Here is a 19633-nt window from a genome sequence, read left to right on the forward strand (position 1 = left end):
CCAAGGCGAATACCGCAGCGCGGAGCGCGGAGGTTGTCGAATGAGCGCATTGCTCGAAGACAGCCTCTCGGTCGCCATCCTGCGCATGCTCGCGCAGGAGCCGGCGGGCAGCGGCGTCTCGCTGCCGCGCCTGGGCAAGCGGCTCGGGCAGGGCGCGAGCGTGCTGATGCGCCGGCTCACGCTGATGGGCGATGCGGCCATCGGCGGCGTGCGCGGCCCGGGCTGGGTGCGCGTGGAGCAGCAGGACGACCGCTGGGTCGCGCACCTGGAAGCCCCCGGCCGCGCGCAGGTTCAAACGCTGCCCCCGGCTGACGAAACCGTCGGCTGAGCGGACAATGGCCGGCCGACCCGGAGCCACCCTGTCCATGCCACAGCCAGACCTCGCCGATTCCGAAGACACCCTGCCATCGCTTTCCCGCCATGCCGTGCGCGTGTTCGGCGAACGTGGCGTGCCCCCCGAAGGCGCCGTGCGCGATGACACGCTGGCGGCCGAAGTGCCGGTCGCGCTGGTCTTCAACGGCGTCTCGCACGCGGTGATGATGGCCACGCCGCTCGACCTGGAAGACTTTGCGCTCGGCTTCGCGCTGAGCGAAGGCATCCTGGACAGCGCCGCCGACTGCCGCGGTATCGAGGTGCAGACCATCGACGCCGTTTCGGCGGGCCTTCCCGAAGGCATGCCCGGCATCGAGGTGCGGCTCGACATTTCCACCCGCAGCTTCGAGCGCCTGAAGGGCCGCCGCCGCAGCCTGGCGGGCCGCACGGGCTGCGGCGTGTGCGGCGTCGAAAGCTTCGCGGGGCTCGACATCACGCCGCAGCCGGTGCCGCCGCGCGAGTGGATCGAACGCATCGACCTCGAAACCGTGCTGCGCGCCTTCGCCGCACTGCCCGCGCGCCAGGTGCTGAATGCCGAAGCCGGCGCCATCCACGCCGCGGGCTGGGCCACGGTGGAGGGCGAACTCACCGACGTGATGGAAGACGTGGGCCGCCACAACGCGCTCGACAAGCTCTTGGGCCGGCTCGCGCGTGCGGGGCGGCTCGAGGAGCCGGGCTTCGTGCTGATGTCCAGCCGCGGCAGCCACGAGCTCGTGCGCAAGTGCGGGCGGTTGGGCATCGCGGCGATGGCGACGATCTCGGCGCCCACCGCGATGGGCGTGCGCATGGCCGAGCTCAGCGGCCTGCGTTTCTGGGGGCTGTGCCGCGCGCCGCGCGGCGTGCTCTATGCGGACGGACTGGCGCCTGCCTCCGTCGCGCGCACCGCGTCTGCAACGGCCTCGATGCCCTGATCGCTGAGATCAGCCGCCGCCACGCTGCGGCGGCGCTCCCAGGCCTTGAAGTGCAGCTCCTGCGACTTCTGGTAATGCGGGTCGTAGTGCAGCGCCATCAGCTCGGCGAAGAGCTTCGGCAGGTTCGCCTCGTGCGCCCACTGCTGCCAGCGCGCCACCGTCTCCTTGCCCTGCATTTCCTTGAGCACGCCGAGCTTGTCGGCCAGCGCATCGCGGTCGTCGCCGAGGTAGGCGTAGTCGCGCAGCAGGTAGTCGAGCCGCGCCTCTGGCGTGGCCGCCACTTCGATGCAGGGCGCCGCGCGCATTTGCGCCACCAGCGACAGCGGCAGCGAGAGCCGGCCGATGCGGATGCTCTCGCCCTCCACGTACAGCGGGCGCTTCAGGTCGATGGTTTCGAGCACGGTCGCGATGCGTGTCTCGAAATGCTTTTGCGAAGGCTGCGGCACGCCCGGCAGCGAACCGAGCAGCGAGCCTTTGTGGCTCGCGAAGTCCTCCAGGTCGAGGGTCTGCTCGCCGCGCTCGGCCAGCGCGTGCAGCACGCGCGTCTTGGCGCTGCCCGTGGCGCCGCAGATCACGCGCAGGTCGAGCTGCGGCGTCAGCGAATCGATCTGCGAAATCACGTGCCGGCGAAAGCTCTTGTAGCCGCCGGCGAGCTGCTGCGCGTCCCAGCCGACGAGCCTGAGCCACGTCACCATCGAGCCGCTGCGCATGCCGCCGCGCCAGCAGTAGACCAGCGGCTTCCATTTCTCGGGCCGGTCGGCCAGCGTGTCGCGCAGGTGCTTCGCGATGTTGGCCGCGACCATCGCGCCGCCGATGCGCCGGGCCTCGAAGGCGCCGGTCTGCACGTAGACGGTGCCCACGATGCGGCGCTCCTCGTCGTCGAGCACCGGGCAATTGATGGCGCCGGGAATGCGGTCGAGCGCGAACTCGGCCGGCGAGCGGGCGTCGATGATCGTGTCGAAGGCGTGGCGGTCGCCGACCCGCACGGGCTGGCGATGACTCATGGCAGGAACCTCATGCCCCGATTGTCGCCCTGTGAAGGTGTGAACGAATCCGCCATGCCCGCTCATCCCACCCAGGCGCACCCACTCGGCGTTGCAAATGCTCGCCATAGCCCGAGCTATGGCTGCGCTTTGCGCCTTGATTGGGCGCGCCTGGGCGGGCTGCTCGGCCACGCCGAATTCATTCACACCTTCTGAGGCTTCAGGCGTAGGCCGGGCCCAATCCCCGGCGCAAGCGAGCGCTCGCAAAGTCCACCAGCGCCACCAGCACGAACATCGCGATCAGCACCGTCATCGCCTGCTGCTGCTGGAAGATCGACAGGTGAAAGTACAGCAGCTGCCCCAGTCCGCCGCCGCCCACGAAGCCGAGCACCGCGGCCATGCGGATGTTCATCTCCCAGCGGTAGAGCGTGTAGGCCACCCACTGCGGCAGCACGATCGGCAGGCTCGCGTAGCTGAATGCGGCGACCGGGCCGGCGCCCGAGAGCGTGAGCGCGTGCTCGGGCTCGCGCGGCGCGTTTTCCAGCGCCTCGGCGAAGAGGCGGCCCAGCACGCCGGTCGTGTGCAGTGAGAGGGCCAATGCACCTGCGAACGGGCCGATCCCGGCGGCCAGCACCATCAGCGCGGCCCAGACCAGCTCGGGCACGCTGCGCAGGAAGTTGAGGATGAAGCGCGCGACATGCCGCGGCACCCATCCCGCGCGGCCCGACGCAGGCAGCGCGAGCACCGCGCCCGCGATGGCCGCGAGCACGGTGCCCAACGCCGACACCGCCAGCGTCTGCAGCGCGCCGTTGCCGGCCTTCGCGAGAAAGTCCGGCGACACATCGGGCGGGAAGAATTCGGCGATGAACTTGCCCATGAGCCGCAGCGATTCGGCCGAGCCCAGCGCGCGGTAGTCGATGCCGAGATAGACGAAGCTCGCGACGACCGCCACCGCGATCAGCCCCACGGCGAACCAGCAGCGCAGGCACGCAGGCGGACGCGGCGGGAGGTTCATGCGAGCAGCCTCCGGAGCGCATTGCTCATCGCATCGGCCAGCAGCACGAGCGCGAGAAACACCAGCAGGATGCTGCTCGCCTCGCCGCCGTTGAGCATCTTCATCGACTGGTCCATCAACTGGCCGAGGCCGCCCGCGCCGACGAAGCCCATCACCACCGAGGCGCGCACCGCGCATTCCCAGCGGTACACCGTGTACGAGGCCAGCTCCTGCGCGGTGTGCGGCAAGAGGCCGTAGCACAGCGCCGCGAGCCGGCCGCTGCCGCCTTCGAGCAACGCGCGCGCCGGGCGCGTGTCGGTCGATTCTAGGATCTCCGCGTAGACCTTGCCGAGCATGCCGCCGTAGGTGATGGCCAGCGCCAGCACGCCGGCCGCGGGGCCGAGGCCCAGCGCGCGCACGAAGAGCAGCGCCCAGACGATTTCGGGAATGGCGCGCAGCACCATCAGCAGCCAGCGCGCCGCCTGCCGCACGATGCCGGCCTGCACGCGGCCCGGCCCCGGGCCGATGCGCGAGATGGAGAGCGCGCGCGTCGTGAGGAACGCGAGCGGCGCGCCGATCAGGAGCGCGAGCGCGGTGCCGGCCGTGGCCATGGCCAGCGTCTCCAGGGTGGCCTTGGCGAGCAAGGCGAGGAAATCGGGCGAGCCCGCGGGCGGAAAGAAGCCCGCGAGAAAGCCGCCGATCACCGCGAGGTTGCCGCTGCCGAACAGCGCCCACGGCTTGAACTCCGAGAGCGCGAGCATCGGCCAGGCGATGACGAGCGCGGCGAGCCAGCCGGCGAGCCGCCGCATCGCCTGCGGATCGCGGTGGACAACAGGGGCGGCGGTGGTGGTCGTGCTCACGGACAGTCCGGGCGCTGGAAAGCGGCTTCGGCAGCGACAGGCTGCGGTGCCCGCTGCACCGCCACGCCGCCTTCGCTTGAATAGAGCGCATCGAGCATCGCGGGCGTGACCTCGGCGGTCGGCAAATCGAACAGCACCTGCCCGTTGCGCATGCCGACCACGCGCGGAAACCAGCGCAGCGCGAGATCCACCGCATGCAGCGAAGCGACCAGCGTCGCGCCCGTGGCTTCGCTCTGCGCGACGAGCTGCCCGATGGCGGCGTCGGCCAGCGTCGGGTCGAGCGCGGAGACGGGCTCGTCGGCCAGCAGCAGACCCGGGCGCTGGTACAGCACGCGCGCGATGCCCACGCGCTGCAACTGCCCGCCCGAGAGGCGGTCGCAGCGGTCGAAGAGGCGGTCTTCGAGCGCGAGGCGCGAGAGCACCTCGTGTGCGCCCGCGATGTCTGAGGGGTGGAAGAGCGAGCCCAGAGCGCGCAGCACCGACCATTCGCCCAGCCGCCCCGCGAGCACCGCGGTGACCACGCGCAGCCGAGGCGCGATCGGCGGCGCCTGGTGCACGGTGCCGATGCGCGCGCGCAGCTTTTTCAGTGCGCCGGCCGGCAGCTGCCAGGGCCGCGCACCGAGCGCCTGCACCTCGCCCTCGCCGGGCCGAAGCGCAGCGCCGAGCACGCGCAAGAGCGTCGTCTTGCCCGCGCCCGAAGGGCCGATGACGGCGATGCGCTCGCCATCGCGCGCGGCCAGCGTCACCCCGGCCAGCGCGCGCTGGCCGTTGGGATGCACCACGCCCACGCCGTCGAGCGAAAAACCCATCCGCGCGTTCCCGCTTACTTGATGAGGCCGGCCGACTTGCCCGCCGTCTCGATGCCGTCGTAGTTCGACGACTTCGTGGGAATGAACTTGCTCGCGCGCTGCAACGCCATGATGTCCTTGTGCGCGGGGTTCGCCGGGTCGAGCTTCAGGAACGCATCCGTCAGCTTCTTCTGCAGCGCGGGGTCCATGCCCGGGCGCACCGTCCAGTTGTAGTCGTAGTAGGTCGGCGTGGTCGCGAGCACGCGCACCTTGGCGGCGTTCGGGTTCTTCGATTCGATGAGCTTGTCCCACACCGAGGCGTTGAGCACGCCCGCTTCGGCGCGCGAGGCGGCCACGAAGGCCACGGTGGCGTCGTGCGCGCCGGAGAACGCGACCGTCTTGAAGTCCTTCTCGGGGTTGATGCCCGCCTGCAGCAGGAAGTAGCGCGGCATCAGGCTGCCCGAGGTGGAGGAGGGCGCGCCGAACGCGAAGGTCTTGCCCTTCAGGTCGGCCAGCGTTTTCGCGGTGCTGTCGATGGGCACGATGAACTTGCTGGTGAACACCTCGTCTTCGGCGCGCTGCACGATCGGCACCGCGCCGCCGTTGGTGCGGATGCGCGCCTGCACGAAGGTGAAGCCGCCGAGCCACGCCATGTCGATCTTGTTGGTGGCCAGGCCCTCGACCACGGCGGCGTAGTCGGTCACGGGCGTGAACTGCACGTCCATGCCGGTTTCCTTCTTGAGGTAGTCGCCCAGCGGCGTGAACTTGCGCTGCAGTTCGGTGGGCGCCTCGTCGGGGATGGCCGAGACGCGCAGCACGCCCTGGGCGAGGGCGCTGAAGCCAGCGAGGGAGACGGTCAGCGCGAGCGCGATCCGGGAGAGCTTTTTCATGGAATGACCTGTGGTGAAAACGGAAAAAAAGGGGTGTATCGGCAGTGATGGGCGCAGCGCGGGCAGGGCTTCGATAATCGCGGCTTGTCTCATTCGAACGAAGCGTTGCCATGACCGATGCCGCATCCTCCAGGCTCCTGAACCCGCTCGCGCCGCTGCGGCTCACCAGCTTCTCGCACGGCGGCGGCTGCGGCTGCAAGATCGCGCCCGGCGTGCTGTCGCAGATCCTGAAGAACCACGCGGGGGGAATGATCCCGCCCGAGCTCATGGTGGGCATCGAGACCGCCGACGACGCGGCAGTCTACAGGCTCAACGACCAGCAGGCGCTGATCGCCACCACCGACTTCTTCATGCCCATCGTGGACGACCCCTACGAGTTCGGGCGCATCGCGGCCACCAATGCCATCAGCGACGTGTACGCGATGGGCGGCCGCCCGATCATGGCGCTGGCGCTCGTGGCCATGCCGATCAACCAGCTGCCGGTGGAGGTGATCGCCGAGATCGTGCGCGGCGGGCAGGACGTGTGCCGCGCGGCAGGCATTCCGATCGCGGGCGGCCACACCATCGATTCGGTCGAACCCATCTACGGCCTCGTCGCGATGGGCCTGGTGCATCCGGACCGTGTGCGCCGCAACGCCGATGCGAAGGCGGGCGACGTGCTGGTGCTGGGCAAGCCGCTCGGCGTGGGCGTGCTGTCGGCGGCGCTCAAGAAGGAGCAGTTGTCGGAGGCCGGCTACCGCCAGCTGATCGAGAACACCACCAAGCTCAACACGCCCGGCATCGCGCTCGCGGCGCTCGACGGCGTGCATGCGCTGACCGACGTGACCGGCTTCGGCCTCGCCGGCCACACGCTCGAACTGGCGCGCGGCGCGAAGCTCACCGCCGTCGTCGAATGGTCGAAGGTGCCGCTGCTCGACAACGTGGCCGCAATGGCCGCGGAGGGCTTCGTCACCGGCGCGTCGGGCCGCAACTGGGCGGGCTACGGCGCCGACGTGGAACTGGCCGCGGGCCTGCCGCCCACCACGCAGAACCTGCTGAGCGATCCGCAGACATCGGGCGGCCTGCTCGTGAGCTGCGCGCCCGAGGCGGTCGATGCGGTGCTGGAGATCTTCCGCAAGGAAGGGTTTGCGCAAGCGGCTGTGATCGGCCGTGTCGAAGCCGGAAGGCCCGCGCTGCGCGTCGTGTCCTGAATCGAGGGCGTTCCCACGCCGGCGCGTCGAGTGGGCAGTCGCCGTCGCGAGCGGTTCGAGCTTGTGCCGAGAAGCGCAGACGTACATAAGTACGTCGAGCATCGCAGGTGCAAGATCGGACCGCGCAGCAGGCGAATGCCCGCTCGACGGCGGAAGGGGGAAGGAGTCGAACCTTCCCGGCGACGCATGGCGCCACCCACTGGGTTTGAAGCCCAGCCGCCCCACCAGGGACGATCCCCTCCCATGAGCGCTGTTCACGGCCCCGCCCCGAACAGCGACGTATCGGGCCGCAGCAGGTGCGTGTCTTTCACGCGCCGCGTATAGCCCACACGATCGAAAAATTCCAGCAGCTGGATCGCGCGCTTGCGCCCCAGCCCCGTCGCGTCGCGAAAACTCGCGGCCTGCAGGCCCTCGGGCTGCGCGAGGCAATCGCGCGCCAGCACGGCCAGCCGCTCGACGGTCGCCAGCGGATAGTACAAGTCCTTCACCACCTGGAAGGTCTCGCCGCGCCGCGCGAGGCTCGCAAGGGTCTGGCGCACCATCGCCTCGCTCGCGCCGCTGTCCTTGGCGAGGTCGCGCACCCAGGGCGGATCGAAGCCGCCGTCGGCGAGTTTCGGCAGCAGCTTCTGCGCGAGCTTTTGCTCCACCTCGTTGAGCCGCGCCGCGTGGTCGGGCAGGTGCAGCCAGGTGCCGCTGCGCACCAGCGCGCCGCGCGCGACCAGCGCATCGAGCGCGTGGCGCCACAGCGCATCGTCGGTGCGCGGGCCGGCCAGGCGCTTGAGGCGGCGCGCGTCGGGGCCGACCTCGTCGGGCGCCGTGCGATGGAATTCCGCGAGGCGCCCGGTGATCTGCGCTTCAAGCGCGGTCAGGTGTTCTTGCGCGATGGCCGTGTGCACGATGCGCACCGCATCGCCCGGGAGCGGCAGCGCGGCCTCGTCGGCCAGCGAGAGCGCACGCGCCAGCTGCGCGGCATCGACACCGAGCGGCGCGTTCTGCAGCAGCGCTGCAACGCGCGGCGCGCGCTCGTCGATGGCCCAGGCCGCGAGCGTGCGCAGCCGCTCGGGCGTGCGCCGGTAGCGCACCGGCGCGAAGGGGTCGAGCACGCGCACGCCGGCCACGGTGCGCGTGGCCGAGGCATCGCGCAGCACGCCGCGGTCGCCGTGCCATGCGCCGACCTTCTCGCGCAGCACCAGTTGGGCGAGCGCCGTTTCGCCGGGCGTGAGCGCGTCGCGGTCGAGCAGCGCGACCGAGGCCATCACGTCGCTCGCGCCGAGGTGCGCATGCACCGTCGCGCCCGAGCGCAGCGCCTTGGCTTCGTCGGGCCACAGCGTGAGCAGCACGTCGATGCGATCGGTCGCGAGCGCGATGGCCGGCGTGCAGACCCAGTCGCCGCGGTGCGCTTCGTCCTTCGTCACACCCGCCAGTGCGAGCGCGCAGCGTTGTCCGGCATGCGCCGATTCGGCCTGCTGGTTCTGTGCGTGGATGCCGCGCACCCGCACCGAACGCTCGCCGGGCCCGAGCCGCAGTTCGTCGCCGATGCGCACCGTGCCGCTGAAGACCGTGCCGGTCACGACGGTGCCGACGCCCGCGAGCGTGAAGGCGCGATCGACGGCCAGGCGAAAGGCGAGGCCGTCTTCGCGCGTGCGCTCCTCGCGCGCGACGTCGAGCAGCCGCGCGCGCAGCGTCTCGATGCCCTCGCCGGTGGTGGCCGACACTGCGAGCATCGGCGCGTTCGCGAGCGGCGTGGGCGCGAGCAGTGCCGCGACCTCCACGCGCACCTCCGCAATCCTCGCCGCGTCCACGCGGTCGGCCTTGGTGATCGCCACCGTGGCATCGCGCACGCCGAGCAGCGCGACCACCGCGAGGTGCTCGCGCGTCTGCGGCATCACGCCGTCGTCGGCGGCCACCACGAGCAGCGCATGGTCGATGCCGGTCGCGCCGGCCAGCATGGTGTGCAGCAGGCGCTCGTGGCCCGGCACGTCGACGAAGCCGAGCGACACGCCATCGGGCGCATGCAGGTACGCGTAGCCCAGCTCGATGGAGATGCCGCGCCGCTTTTCCTCGGGCAGCCGGTCGGTGTCCACGCCAGTGAGCGCGCGCACCAGCGTGGTCTTGCCGTGGTCGATGTGGCCTGCGGTGCCGATGATCATCGCGTCGGCCCCGTCACATGAAGTTGCGCGTGTGCAGCGCGGAGAGCCGCTCCGCCTCGTCGCGCTCGAACCCCAGCCGCGCGAGGCGCGCACGCCGGCCCGCGGCCATGTCGCGCTGCAACTGCTGCACGGCCGCGTGGCCGCGCGCGATGGCGGCCGGCGACAGCTCGCCCGCCGCGAGCAGCACGAGCGCATCGAACACTTCCTCGTTGAGCCCCGCGGTGCTGGCCAGCGCGTCGTAGCGCACCTCGATCGCGTTGCGCAACTTCGATTGGTAGTCGGGCTGCACCGAGAGCCGGTATTCCAGGTGCGCCATGCCGAAGGCCACGTGCCGCGCCTCGTCGCGCGCGGTGAGCCGCGCGATCTGCCGCGTCACCGGGTCGGGCGCGTTCGCCTGCAGGAAATTCAGCAGGTTCACGAAGCTGCCTTCGCCCAGCACGGCGAGCAAAAAGGTGGCGACCGAGAAATCCGGCGCATCGAACAGCGTGCGCAGCGACGCCTGCCCGCCCGCCGTCGAGAGCGCGGGCTCGTGGCCGCGCAGCGTGGCGCGCCGCGTGAACACCTCGACGTGCCGCGCCTCGTCGGCGCATTGCAGGGCAAGCAGCTGCAGCACCTCGCGAAAGTGCGGGTGGATCTGCCCGAGGTGCCGCGCGGGCACGAGCAGCGCGGCGTTCTCGTTCTCGATGAGGTAGGTCATCACCTGCACCACGGCAGATTCGATGGCGGGCGGCAGGTCGAACGCGGCATCCCAGTCGATGGCGGTCGCCGGGTCCCACTGCGCGGCCGCGGCCTGTCGGTAGAGCTCGCCCGCCGTCGCGGCCCAGAGCTCGTGGCGGCGATGCAGTGCGAAGAAGAAGTTCGGGCTGCCCGCCTCGACGGTGGCGCCGCGTGCGGCCAGGCCCCAGCCTGCTTCGGCATCGTCGGCGGGCGCGCCGTTGATGTCGCCGAGCGCGGTACCCGTCGCCTGCGCATCGCGCCAACGTCCTTCGGCATGCGGGCCGCGCGTGATGCGGGCTTGCGACCGTCCCTCCACGGTGTCGAAGCGCAGCGGATGCCCCTGGCTGCGGCACCACGCTTGCAGGTGCATCTCCCAGTCCGGCGAGCGCCCGCGCACCTGCAGCTCGCCCCCCACCGGCCGTTCGGCCAGCGCGCGGCGAATGAGCAGCAGGGCGCCCTGGTCCAGGCCCAGCGACTCAATATCGATAGTCGGCGTTGAGGATGGCGCCATCGCGGCTGTAGAAGTTCTCGTCGTCCACCGCGCGCTCGAGCAGCGCGTAGCCGCTGGTGCGGCCGGCGCGCCATTCGCGCAGGCCCTCGAGCTCGAGCAGCGGCCGCACCTGCGCATCGTCCCAGCGCATCGCCATCAGCAGCGCGACGAAGCGATCGATCAGCGCGGCGGGCGCGCCGGGGCTGGTGGTGAAGTTGCAGTGGTCGTAGGCACCGGTGCGCGCGATGACGCGCGTGCTGCCCGAAGGCAGCGTGCCATCGAGGCCGAAGGCCAGGTGGTTGCCGTCGATGAGGCAGCAGGCATCGACCTCGCCCGCCATCAGCGCCACCGCCGCATCGCGCTCGCCGCCGATGTGGTCGCCGTGCTTGCCGCCGAGCACGTCGAAGTAACGCAGCAAGAAGTCGCGCGGCTTCACGAGGCCTTCGCTGCGCAGGTGGTCCAGCGGGATCAGCGTGGCCTGCGGCGAATCGAGCGCGCCCATGCCCACCGTCCTGCCGCGCAGGTCGGCCAGCGTCTGCACCGGGCTGTCGGCGCGCACGACGATGGCCGAGCGCAGGTCGCAGTCGGTGTCGCGCATCGCCACGGCCTGCACCTGCTGGCCGCGGCTGCGCGCGATGCGGTCGGCGCGCACCCACGCGAGCGGCGAGTTCCACGCCAGGTGCAGCGTGCCGTCGAACTGCGCCTCGACCTGCTTTTCGTAGTTCGAATACAGCACGTAGTCGAAGGCCAGGCCGTTCTTCGCGAAGAAGGCCTTGAAGCCCTCCCAGATGGTGACGACCTTGGGCGCGTAGGCGACCGCGCCCATGATCAACGTCGGTTCGGACATCGGGGCGCCTTTCAGAAAAGCGGCAGGCCGGTGATGGCCTTGCCGATGAAGTCGTAGAGCACGTCGGAGGTGGGTGCCATCACGCTCGATGCGCGCGCATCGCGGAACAGGCGCTCGATGCCGGCTTCCTTGCGGAACGCCGCGCCGCCGCACACGCGCATGGCGATGTCGGTCACTTCGAGTGCGGTTTCCGCCGCGCCCGCCTTCACTTCGAGCACGCGCAGCATGGTGTCGGCACGGCCCGCGCCGATGGCGGCCACGGTGTCGTCGAGCAGCGTCTGCACCATGTCGGTCTTGATGCGGGCGCGCGCGAGGTAGGCGCGGATGGTGGGCAGGTCCGCCAGCGACGAATCGAGGTGCACGTGCTTGGTCTGGCTCACATGGCCGATGGCGCGGCTCAATGCGCCTTCCATGAGCCCGACGGAGCACGCCGCGCTCAGCACCGAGAACCAGGGCAGCACCACGCCCATCATCGTGTCGAAGCCTTTGCCGTCTTCGCCCAGGCGTGCGTCGGCGCCGATGCGCACGTTCGTCGCGGTGATCGGCGTGGAGGCATTGCCGCGCAGGCCCAGGCCATCGAAGCGGCCGGGCTGGGTGAGGCCGTCGGACTTCGCATCGACCAGCCACAGCGTGCTCGCGCCTTCGGCCGCGAGCGGCTTGCTCGACCAGACGTAGCTGTCGGCCTCGAAGGCGGAGGTGACCCAGCTCTTGCGCGCATCCAGCACCACGTTCGCGCCGTCCGCGCGGGCGGTGCCGGTCGGCGCCCAGAAATGGCTGCGCGAATCGGCTTCGGAAAAAGCGAGCGTGCCCAGGTGCTTGCCTTCGGCGATCGCCTTGCGCACGGCCTCGGGACCCTGCTGCTCGAGCACGGCGGTGGCGCAGTAGTGCATGCACACCACCATCGCGGTGGAAGGGCAGGTCTGCGCGATGCGCGAGACCACCTGCGCGGCTTCCTTCAGGCCCAGGCCCTGGCCGCCGACCGACGTGGCCGAGACCAGGCCCAGGAGGCCCGCCTTGCCCAGCGCCTGGATCGTCTCTCGTGGAAAGCGTGCCTCGCTGTCGGTGCGCAAGGCCAAGGGCTGCAGCGTTTCCGTTTCGATACCGGCGAGCACGTCGAGGGGATTCATCGCTTCTCCTGAGGGGTTAAGGGTTGAGGGTTGAGGTCGGGGAAGGGAACTACACCAGCCGCTCGCGCAATTCGCCGAGCTGGGCCGTGAAGGGGGCGCTGTCTTCGAGGCAGCGCAGGTCGAGAAGGAGGCGGTCTTCCGCGATGCGGCCGATCACCGGCAGCGGCAGGCCGCGCAGGGCGGTGGCGAGCTTGTCGAGCGCCGTGCCCAGGCCCTTCTTCGCGGTGCCGGCCGGTGCGAGCGCGAGGCCGGCCGAAGGCAGGCGCTCCACTGGCAGCGAGCCCGAGCCGATCTGGCCCAGCAGCGGCACCACTTCGACGGTGAAGCGCGGCGACACGGCCGCCTGCACGGCTGGCAAGAGCGCCTCGGCCATTTCGCGGATCGCATCGGCGGGGCGCGTGAGCAGGCGCAGCGTCGGCAGGTCTTTGGCGAGCCGCTCGGGCCGCAGGTACAGCGAGAGCGTGGCTTCGAGCGCGGCCAGCGGCAGCTTGCTCATGCGCAGCGCGCGCTTCATCGGAAACTTGCGGATGCGGCCCACGGCCTCCTTGCTGCCGACGATGAGCCCGGCCTGCGGGCCGCCCAGCAGCTTGTCGCCCGAGAACGTGACCACGTCGCAGCCGGCCGCGAGCATCTCCTGCGGCAGCGGCTCGCGCGGCAGGCCGTAGTGCGCCAGGTCGACGAGCGAGCCGCTCCCCAGGTCGGTGGCCAGCGGCACGCCGCGCGCGTGCGCGATGCCGGCGAGCGTGGCTTCATCCACCGCCGCCGTGAAGCCCTGCACCGCGTAGTTGCTGGTGTGCACCTTCATCACGAGCGCGGTCTGCGCGTTGATGGCGCGCTCGTAGTCCTGCGGGTGCGTGCGGTTGGTGGTGCCCACCTCGACCATGCGCGCGCCGGCGCTGGCCATCACGTCGGGCATGCGGAAGGCGCCGCCGATCTCCACCAGTTCGCCGCGCGAGACGATCACTTCGCGCTCGCGCGCGAGCGCCGCGATGGTCAGCAGCACCGCGGCCGCGTTGTTGTTGACCACCGTCGCGGCCTCGGCGCCGGTGATGGTGCAGAGCAACTCCTCGACCAGTGAATCGCGGTCGCCGCGGCTGCCGGTGGCCAGGTCGTACTCGAGGTTGTTGGGTGAGGTCATCACCGCGAGCAAGCGCTGCAGTGCCGAATCGGCCAGCAGCGCGCGGCCGAGGTTGGTGTGGATGACGGTGCCGGTGAGGTTCAGCACGGCGCGCATGCGCGGCGCGAGGCGGCCTTGCACGCGGACGGCGAGCGCATCGCTCAGTGCTTGCGGCTGTACTTCCGTTGCTGCGAGCTTGCCGGCCACCGCACGTGCGCGAAGCCCTTCGAGCAGCGCGCGCGCTTCACCGACAACGAGGGTGCGGCCGTGCTCGGCCAAGAGGGCACGCGGCGCATCGGCGCGCAGCAGTTGATCGACAGAAGGCAGATCCTGGGGCCTTGCCGTCGAGCCGTGGACCACGGACTCTTCGGGCGCTGCCATCAGCCGCCCCCGCCGTCGTCGAGGATTTCTTCGGGGTCGCCGAACAGCAGCATCAGGTTGTGGCCGCTGCGCTGATGTCCGGCTTCGGAGACGAGCAGGTCGAGCGTGACGCTCGCCAGGTCATCGGCCACAGGTTCGACCTCCGGGTCTCGCTCCATCGCGATCTGCTTCAGGTAGTGGCCGCAGCTGTCGCAGCACTCGGCCTTCACTGCGCCTTCGCGCGCGCCGGTGGCGGGCAGCTCGATGCCGGGTTCGGGCGCGAGCGATTCGAAGTGGATGCCCTTGGTGCTTTCGCAGTGCGTGCACTTGATGCGCACGTAGTGCCACTCGGTGCTGCACAGCGAGCAGTGCAGGTAGCGAAAGCCCGCTTCGTCCGCGCCGATGCGCGTGATGCTCGCGGTGGGCGCGCTGCCGCAGCACGGGCACTCGTTGCCGGGATCGGTGCGGCCGAAAATGTTCTCGCCGTTGCGCTCGGCCACCTGCAGCACGAGCTGCGTCCAGTAGGCCTGCAAGCCGGAGGCGATCAGCGGCGCAGCGGCCAGGTCGAGGCCGAACATGATGCGGCGCGAGAGCAGGTCGGCCTGCTGGTCGAGCCAGGCGTCGTCGGCGGCCACCACGCGGTCGAGCGTGTCGCGCGCCGGGCCTTCCGGGAGGCGCGCGCGAAAGAGGCCGAGCAGGCGCCGCAGCTGCGTGCGCCACACCGCATCGCGCGTCCAGCCGAAGGCGGGCATCGGCGGCTTGAGCACTTTCGCGGCGGCTTCGAGCGCTTCGGTTTCGGGGAGCGCGACGGCCGGATGGTCCTGCAGCACCTGGTGCTGCGCCTGCGCGAGATCGGCGATGAAGAGGAGGTACTCGCGCATCGGATGCGAGGCCGCGAGCTGGCGCAGCCGCAGCTGCCGGTCGGAGAACACGGCCGCGCGCACCGGCAGGCGCAGGAACGGCATCTGCCGCCCCGCCTGCATGGCGATCTGCTCGGGGTCGAGGACGCGCGTGGTTCGGATCGGTGGCGGCGTACCGGTGGGGCTCGTCATCGGCGCAGTATCACTCACCGCGCGTCATTTTGCGATGCCACAGGGGATGGTTCAGCTTGGCCCATCCCTCGGTGACAGTGCCGCGCGTCATCGCGCGGATGCTGCCCTTGACCCACAGCGCGGCGTAGATGTGCGTGATGACCGAGAGGATCAGCACCACCGCCGAGACCGCATGCACCACCACCGCGATGCGCCGCACGAGGATCGGGAAGAAGCCGACGAACCACGGGCTCCAGAACATGAAGCCCGTCACCAGCAGCAGCAAGAGGCTGATGCCGAAGGCCCAGAACACCAGCTTCTGCCCGGCGTTGTATTTGCCCACCGGCGGCATGCTGGACTTGTCGCCCTTGAGCAGCTTGGGCGCGTTCTTGATCCAGTCGCGGTCGCCGCGGTCCATGAGGTTCTCGCGCCACATCGTGAAGAACAGGAACGCGAAGCCCAGCACCATCAAAAGGCCCATGAAGGGATGCAGGATGCGCGTCCACTGGCCGCCGCCGAAGAGCGTGCTCAAGAAGAACAGGCTCGGGTGGAAGAAGGCCAGGCCCGAGAGCGCGGCCGCGAAGAACATGATCGCGACGAACCAGTGGTTCATGCGCGTGGCGTCGCGGTAGCGGCGAAGGTAGTAGCGGGTCATCGCGTTCTCCTCATGCACGGGGTGCGTCGCGGGGCGGTTCGACGGGCCGGGCAGCCGATGCGGGCGGCTCCTCGATCACCACCACGTCGTCGGGCCGGCCATCGAGGTCGGCATCCGGGTGCTCGTCCTTCGGCTCGATCGGCCCGGTCTTCATGTAGTGGAAGAAGCTGCCGACCACCGCGCCGATCATCGCGACCATCGCGAGCGGCTTGGCCACGCCCTTCCAGAGCGACACCAGCGGGCTGATGTGCGGGTCTTTCGGCAGGTTGGCGTACAGGCCCGGGCGGTCGGCATGCTGCAGCACGTACATGACGTGCGTGCCGCCCACGCCGGCCGGGTCGTACACGCCGGCGTTGGCGAAGCCCCGGTCCTTCAGGTCGACGATGCGCTCCGAGGCGTACTCGTGCATGTCCTCCTTGGTGCCGAAGTGCAGCGCGCCGGTGGGGCAGGCCTTCACGCACGCCGGCTCCAGGCCCACGCCCACGCGGTCGGAGCACAGCGAGCACTTGTAGGCCTTGTTGTCGGCCTTGCTGATGCGCGGCACGTCGAACGGGCAGCCCGTCACGCAGTTGCCGCAGCCCACGCAGTGTTCGCTGATGAAGTCGACGATGCCGTTGCTGTACTTGATGATCGCGCCCGGCGCCGGGCAGGCTTTGAGGCACCCGGGGTCGTCGCAGTGCATGCAGCCGTCCTTGCGGATCAGCCATTCGAGCTTGCCGGCCTCGGGCTCGACCTCCGAGAAGCGCATCACGGTCCACGAGGCGGGCGTGAGGTCGTTCGGGTTGTCGTAGGTGCCATGCGTGGTGCCGACCTCGTCGCGCAGGTCGTTCCACTGCATGCACGCGACCTGGCAGGCCTTGCAGCCGATGCAGGTCGACACGTCGATCAGCTTGGCCACTTCCTGCACCTGCGGGCGGCTGCGGATGTCGGGCGACGGCGTGGTCGTGGCCGAGCGGGCGGCGATGTCCAGGGTTTGGAGGGATGACATCGCTTATGCCTTCTCGATATTCACGGTGAACGACTTGTACTCGGGCGTCTGCGTGTTCGCATCACCCACGAAGGGCGTGAGCGTGTTCACCAGGTACCCCGGCTTCGCGATGCCCACGAACCCCCAGTGGTTCGGCAGGCCCACCGTGTGCACCGTGCGGCCATCGACCTGCAGCCCGACGATGCGCTTGGTCACCAGCGCCACGGCCTTGATGAAGCCGCGCTTGCTCCAGACCTTCACCATGTCGCCGTTGGCGATGCCCTTGTCCTTGGCAAGCTCCTCGCCGATCTCCACGAACTGCTGCGGCTGGATGATGGCCGAGGTGCGCACGTTCTTCGTCCAGTAGTGGAAGTGCTCGGTGAGCCGGTAGCTGGTCGCCACGTACGGGAAGTCCTTCGGCACGCCCAGGCGCTCCAGGTCGCCCTTGAAGATGCGCGCCGCGGGATTGGCGCGCGCCTTCGGGTTGTTCGGGTGCATCAGGTTGTTCACCAGCGGCGACTCGAAGGGCTCGTAGTGCTCGGGCAGCGGTCCCTCGGCCATGCCGGTGGGCGCGAAGAGCCGCGCCACGCCTTCGGCCGTCATGATGAAGGGGCGCACCGCCTCGGCTTCCATCGGGTTCGCATCGGGCCGGATGTCGGGCACGTCGGCGCCTGTCCATGCCTTGCCGTTCCACGCGACGAGGCTGCGCCGCGCGATCCACGCCTTGCCGGTCGCCGGATCGGTCGAGGCGCCGTTGTAGAGGATGCGCCGGTTCGCCGGCCACGCCCACGCCCAGTTCTGCACCATGCCGATGCCGTAGGGATCGGCGTTGTCGCGCCGCGCCATCTGGTTGCCCGCCTGCGTCCAGGCGCCGGCGTAGATCCAGCAGCCCGAGGCGGTCGAGCCGTCGTCGCGCAGCAGGCCGAAGCCCGAGAGCTGCTCGCCGGCCTTGGCCGTCGGCGGCTTGCTCGGGTCCTTCGGATCGAGCAGGTCGGTGAGCGCGCGGCCGTTGTATTCCATCGCCAGCTCTTGCGCCGAGGGCGAGTGCGCGATCTTGTAGGGCCACGTGAGCTTGACGATCGGGTCGGGGAAGGCGCCGCCGTCCTTGATGTAGGCCTGGCGCATGCGGCTGAAGATGCCCGCCACGATCTCGATGTCGCCCTTGGCTTCGCCCGGCGGCTCCGCGCCCTTCCAGTGCCACTGCAGCCAGCGGCTGGAGTTGGTGAGCGAGCCGTCTTCTTCCGCGAAGCAGGTCGATGGCAGGCGGAACACCGTGGTCTGGATGTCGGTGGTCTTGACGTCGTTGAACTCGCCGAAGTTGCGCCAGAACTCGCTGGTCTCGGTCTGCAGCGGATCGATGGTGACGAGGAACTTGAGCTTGGAGAGCCCCTCGATGATCTTCTTCTTGTCCGGGAACGAGCCCACCGGGTTGAAGCCCTGGCAGATGTAGCCGTTGAGCTTGCCCTGGCTCATGAGCTCGAAGGCCTGCAGGATGTCGTAGAGCTTGTCGATCTTGGGCAGGTAGTGGAAGGCCCACTCGTTCTCGGCCGTGGCCGCGTCGCCCCACCACGACTTCTGCATGCTGACGAAGAACTTGGGGTAGTTCTGCCAGTAGCTCATCTGGTTGGGACGCAGCGCCTTCAGCGCCCGGGTCTTGTAGTAGTCGGGCAGGTTCTGCTCGCTGTCCCGCGCGAGCGACATGTAGCCGGGCAGCGAGTTCGACAAGAGCCCCAGGTCCGTCAGGCCCTGGATGTTGCTGTGGCCGCGCAGCGCGTTCATGCCGCCGCCGGGCACGCCGATGTTGCCGAGCAAGAGCTGCACGATCGCGCCCGTGCGGATCATCTGCGAGCCCTGGCTGTGCTGCGTCCAGCCCAGGGCATACATGATGGTCATGGTGCGTGTGGGCACGCTGGTGCTCGCGATGTACTCGCACACCTTCAGGAACTTGTCCTGCGGCGTGCCGGTGATGCGGCTCACCAGCTCGGGCGTGTAGCGCGAATAGTGGCGCTTCATCACCTGCAGCACGCACTGCGGGTCCTGCATGGTCATGTCGACCTTGGCCATGCCGGCTTCGTCCAGCGCGTAGTTCCACGACTTGGGGTCGTAGTTGCGCTTCTCGGCGTTGTAGCCGCTGAAGATGCCGTCCTCGAACTTGTAGTCAGGCCCGACGATGAAGGTCGCGTTGGTGTAGTTGCGTACGTACTCCGTCTGGATCTTGTCGTTGCTCAAAAGGAAGTTGATGACCCCCGCGAGGAACGCGATGTCCGAGCCCGCGCGCACCGGTGCGTAGTAGTCGGCCATGGCGGCCGAGCGCGTGAAGCGCGGGTCCACCACGACAAGGCGCGCCTTGTTCTGCTTCTTGGCCTCGATGACCCACTTGAAGCCGCACGGGTGCGCCTCCGCGGCGTTGCCGCCCATGATCAGCACGACATCCGCGTTCTGGATGTCCTGCCAGTGGTTGGTCATCGCACCGCGTCCGAACGTCGGGGCCAGACTGGCCACCGTAGGTCCGTGTCAAACGCGTGCCTGGTTGTCGAACACCAGCATCCCGGTCGAGCGGAATGCCTTGTGCGTGATGTACCCGGTTTCGTTGGACGAGGCCGAGGCGCAGAGCATGCCCGAGCTGGTCCAGCGGTTGACGGTCTTGCCGTCGGCGTTGGTGGTCTGGAAGTTGGCGTCGCGGTCGGCCTTGAGCAGCTTGGCGATGCGGTCCAGCGCCTCGTTCCAGCCGATGCGCTTCCACTCGGTGCTGCCGGCCTCGCGCACTTCGGGGTACTTCAGCCGCATGGGGCTGTGCACGAAGTCCAGCAGGCCCGCGCCCTTGGGGCACAGCGTGCCGCGGTTCACGGGGTGGTCGGCATCGCCCTCGATATGGAGGATGTCGGACACCACGTTCTTGGCCTTGTCGCCCAGGCTGTACATGATGAGCCCGCAGCCCACCGAGCAGTACGGGCAGGTGTTGCGCGTCTCGGTGGTGCGCGCGAGCTTGAAGTTGCGCGCCTCGGCCAGCGCCGCGGTCGGCGAGAAGCCGAGCGCCACGATGCTCGAGCCGATCAGGCCCGCGCTGCTGACACGGAAGAATTGCCGGCGGCTTATGTCCATGACATGGCCTCCTGCATCGGTGAAGTCGGTTGTTTCATCGGGGTCTTCTTCTGTTTTACGTGGGAAAGAAAAACGGGAAAAC

The 19633-nt window shown here is 69.6% G+C and carries 17 protein-coding genes and 1 tRNA gene; 3 read left to right on the forward strand and 15 right to left on the reverse strand.

Annotation, left to right across the window (positions count from 1 at the left end; translation table 11 throughout):
* The first annotated feature begins 40 nt into the window (after positions 1-40).
* Both JC881_RS08135 and fdhD read left to right on the forward strand, forming a co-directional pair.
* Positions 41-328, forward strand: a complete 288-nt coding sequence (locus tag JC881_RS08135; RefSeq protein WP_198785210.1) for a hypothetical protein — start codon at positions 41-43, stop codon at positions 326-328.
* Between the two features lie 37 nt (positions 329-365).
* Positions 366-1283, forward strand: coding sequence for a formate dehydrogenase accessory sulfurtransferase FdhD (fdhD, locus tag JC881_RS08140; RefSeq protein ID WP_198785211.1), 918 nt, complete (start codon positions 366-368; stop codon positions 1281-1283).
* Here fdhD and mnmH read toward each other — a convergent pair.
* The 5 genes from mnmH to JC881_RS08165 all read right to left on the reverse strand — a co-directional run bounded on the left by mnmH (position 1217) and on the right by JC881_RS08165 (position 5798).
* Positions 1217-2287, reverse strand: a complete 1071-nt coding sequence (gene mnmH, locus JC881_RS08145) for a tRNA 2-selenouridine(34) synthase MnmH (protein WP_198785212.1) — start codon at positions 2285-2287, stop codon at positions 1217-1219. The two genes, fdhD and mnmH, sit on opposite strands and share 67 nt — an antisense overlap.
* A gap of 199 nt (positions 2288-2486) precedes the next feature.
* A complete protein-coding gene (gene phnE / locus JC881_RS08150) occupies positions 2487-3281 on the reverse strand; it encodes a phosphonate ABC transporter, permease protein PhnE (protein WP_198785213.1) in 795 nt (264 codons plus the stop codon).
* On the reverse strand, positions 3278-4069 hold the full coding sequence (locus JC881_RS08155) for a PhnE/PtxC family ABC transporter permease (RefSeq protein ID WP_198785309.1): 792 nt from the start codon (positions 4067-4069) through the stop codon (positions 3278-3280). The genes phnE and JC881_RS08155 overlap by 4 nt, the downstream gene beginning before the upstream one ends.
* Before the next feature lie 47 nt (positions 4070-4116).
* Positions 4117-4929 carry a phosphonate ABC transporter ATP-binding protein gene (locus JC881_RS08160; RefSeq protein ID WP_198785214.1) on the reverse strand — a complete coding sequence of 271 codons (813 nt, stop codon included), beginning with the start codon at positions 4927-4929 and terminating at the stop codon, positions 4117-4119.
* A 14-nt stretch (positions 4930-4943) separates the two neighbouring features.
* Complete coding sequence (locus JC881_RS08165) at positions 4944-5798, reverse strand: putative selenate ABC transporter substrate-binding protein (RefSeq protein WP_198785215.1); 855 nt, start codon at positions 5796-5798, stop codon at positions 4944-4946.
* Between the two features lie 110 nt (positions 5799-5908).
* Between JC881_RS08165 and selD the strand changes: the two genes are divergently transcribed.
* Entirely contained in the window at positions 5909-6988 is a 1080-nt protein-coding gene (gene selD / locus JC881_RS08170; protein ID WP_198785216.1) for a selenide, water dikinase SelD, read from the forward strand.
* A 150-nt stretch (positions 6989-7138) separates the two neighbouring features.
* On the opposite strand, the gene JC881_RS08175 is transcribed toward selD, so the two are convergent.
* From JC881_RS08175 to fdnG, 10 genes are all read right to left on the reverse strand, one after another.
* A tRNA-Sec gene (locus tag JC881_RS08175) sits at positions 7139-7231 on the reverse strand.
* Positions 7232-7242: 11 nt separating this feature from the next.
* Complete coding sequence (gene selB / locus JC881_RS08180) at positions 7243-9138, reverse strand: selenocysteine-specific translation elongation factor (RefSeq protein WP_198785217.1); 1896 nt, start codon at positions 9136-9138, stop codon at positions 7243-7245.
* A 13-nt stretch (positions 9139-9151) separates the two neighbouring features.
* Positions 9152-10366 (reverse strand): ferritin-like domain-containing protein, encoded by a 1215-nt coding sequence (locus JC881_RS08185; RefSeq protein ID WP_198785218.1) that lies wholly within the window; start codon positions 10364-10366, stop codon positions 9152-9154.
* Positions 10332-11192, reverse strand: a complete 861-nt coding sequence (locus JC881_RS08190; protein ID WP_198785219.1) for a phosphate/phosphite/phosphonate ABC transporter substrate-binding protein — start codon at positions 11190-11192, stop codon at positions 10332-10334. Before JC881_RS08190 ends, JC881_RS08185 begins: the two co-directional genes overlap by 35 nt.
* 11 nt (positions 11193-11203) lie before the next feature.
* A complete protein-coding gene (locus JC881_RS08195; protein ID WP_198785220.1) occupies positions 11204-12319 on the reverse strand; it encodes an acyl-CoA dehydrogenase family protein in 1116 nt (371 codons plus the stop codon).
* Positions 12320-12368: 49 nt separating this feature from the next.
* Positions 12369-13817, reverse strand: coding sequence for an L-seryl-tRNA(Sec) selenium transferase (gene selA / locus JC881_RS08200; RefSeq protein WP_198785221.1), 1449 nt, complete (start codon positions 13815-13817; stop codon positions 12369-12371).
* Positions 13817-14848, reverse strand: a complete 1032-nt coding sequence (fdhE, locus tag JC881_RS08205) for a formate dehydrogenase accessory protein FdhE (protein ID WP_198785222.1) — start codon at positions 14846-14848, stop codon at positions 13817-13819. The genes selA and fdhE overlap by 1 nt, the downstream gene beginning before the upstream one ends.
* A 10-nt stretch (positions 14849-14858) precedes the next feature.
* Complete coding sequence (locus JC881_RS08210) at positions 14859-15482, reverse strand: formate dehydrogenase subunit gamma (RefSeq protein WP_198785223.1); 624 nt, start codon at positions 15480-15482, stop codon at positions 14859-14861.
* Positions 15483-15492: 10 nt separating this feature from the next.
* Positions 15493-16470, reverse strand: coding sequence for a formate dehydrogenase subunit beta (fdxH, locus tag JC881_RS08215; RefSeq protein ID WP_198785224.1), 978 nt, complete (start codon positions 16468-16470; stop codon positions 15493-15495).
* A 3-nt stretch (positions 16471-16473) separates the two neighbouring features.
* Positions 16474-19551, reverse strand: coding sequence for a formate dehydrogenase-N subunit alpha (gene fdnG, locus JC881_RS08220; protein WP_198785225.1), 3078 nt, complete (start codon positions 19549-19551; stop codon positions 16474-16476).
* Between the last annotated feature and the right edge of the window lie 82 nt (positions 19552-19633).

The sequence above is a fragment of the Variovorax sp. IB41 genome (assembly GCF_016405905.1).
Classification (GTDB): Bacteria; Pseudomonadota; Gammaproteobacteria; order Burkholderiales; family Burkholderiaceae_C; genus Variovorax.

Bases quoted from the DNA above. Each gene is read 5' to 3' on its own strand.
- selA (WP_198785221.1), bottom strand. From the start codon at position 13,817: ATGGCAGCGCCCGAAGAGTCCGTGGTCCACGGCTCGACGGCAAGGCCC.
- JC881_RS08190 (WP_198785219.1), bottom strand. From the start codon at position 11,192: ATGTCCGAACCGACGTTGATCATGGGCGCGGTCGCCTACGCGCCCAAG.
- JC881_RS08185 (WP_198785218.1), bottom strand. From the start codon at position 10,366: ATGGCGCCATCCTCAACGCCGACTATCGATATTGAGTCGCTGGGCCTG.
- phnE (WP_198785213.1), bottom strand. From the start codon at position 3,281: ATGAACCTCCCGCCGCGTCCGCCTGCGTGCCTGCGCTGCTGGTTCGCC.
- mnmH (WP_198785212.1), bottom strand. From the start codon at position 2,287: ATGAGTCATCGCCAGCCCGTGCGGGTCGGCGACCGCCACGCCTTCGAC.
- fdxH (WP_198785224.1), bottom strand. From the start codon at position 16,470: ATGTCATCCCTCCAAACCCTGGACATCGCCGCCCGCTCGGCCACGACC.
- selB (WP_198785217.1), bottom strand. From the start codon at position 9,138: ATGATCATCGGCACCGCAGGCCACATCGACCACGGCAAGACCACGCTG.
- fdhD (WP_198785211.1), top strand. From the start codon at position 366: ATGCCACAGCCAGACCTCGCCGATTCCGAAGACACCCTGCCATCGCTT.
- JC881_RS08160 (WP_198785214.1), bottom strand. From the start codon at position 4,929: ATGGGTTTTTCGCTCGACGGCGTGGGCGTGGTGCATCCCAACGGCCAG.
- JC881_RS08210 (WP_198785223.1), bottom strand. From the start codon at position 15,482: ATGACCCGCTACTACCTTCGCCGCTACCGCGACGCCACGCGCATGAAC.
- JC881_RS08135 (WP_198785210.1), top strand. From the start codon at position 41: ATGAGCGCATTGCTCGAAGACAGCCTCTCGGTCGCCATCCTGCGCATG.
- JC881_RS08195 (WP_198785220.1), bottom strand. From the start codon at position 12,319: ATGAATCCCCTCGACGTGCTCGCCGGTATCGAAACGGAAACGCTGCAG.
- JC881_RS08165 (WP_198785215.1), bottom strand. From the start codon at position 5,798: ATGAAAAAGCTCTCCCGGATCGCGCTCGCGCTGACCGTCTCCCTCGCT.
- selD (WP_198785216.1), top strand. From the start codon at position 5,909: ATGACCGATGCCGCATCCTCCAGGCTCCTGAACCCGCTCGCGCCGCTG.
- JC881_RS08155 (WP_198785309.1), bottom strand. From the start codon at position 4,069: ATGCGGCGGCTCGCCGGCTGGCTCGCCGCGCTCGTCATCGCCTGGCCG.
- fdhE (WP_198785222.1), bottom strand. From the start codon at position 14,848: ATGACGAGCCCCACCGGTACGCCGCCACCGATCCGAACCACGCGCGTC.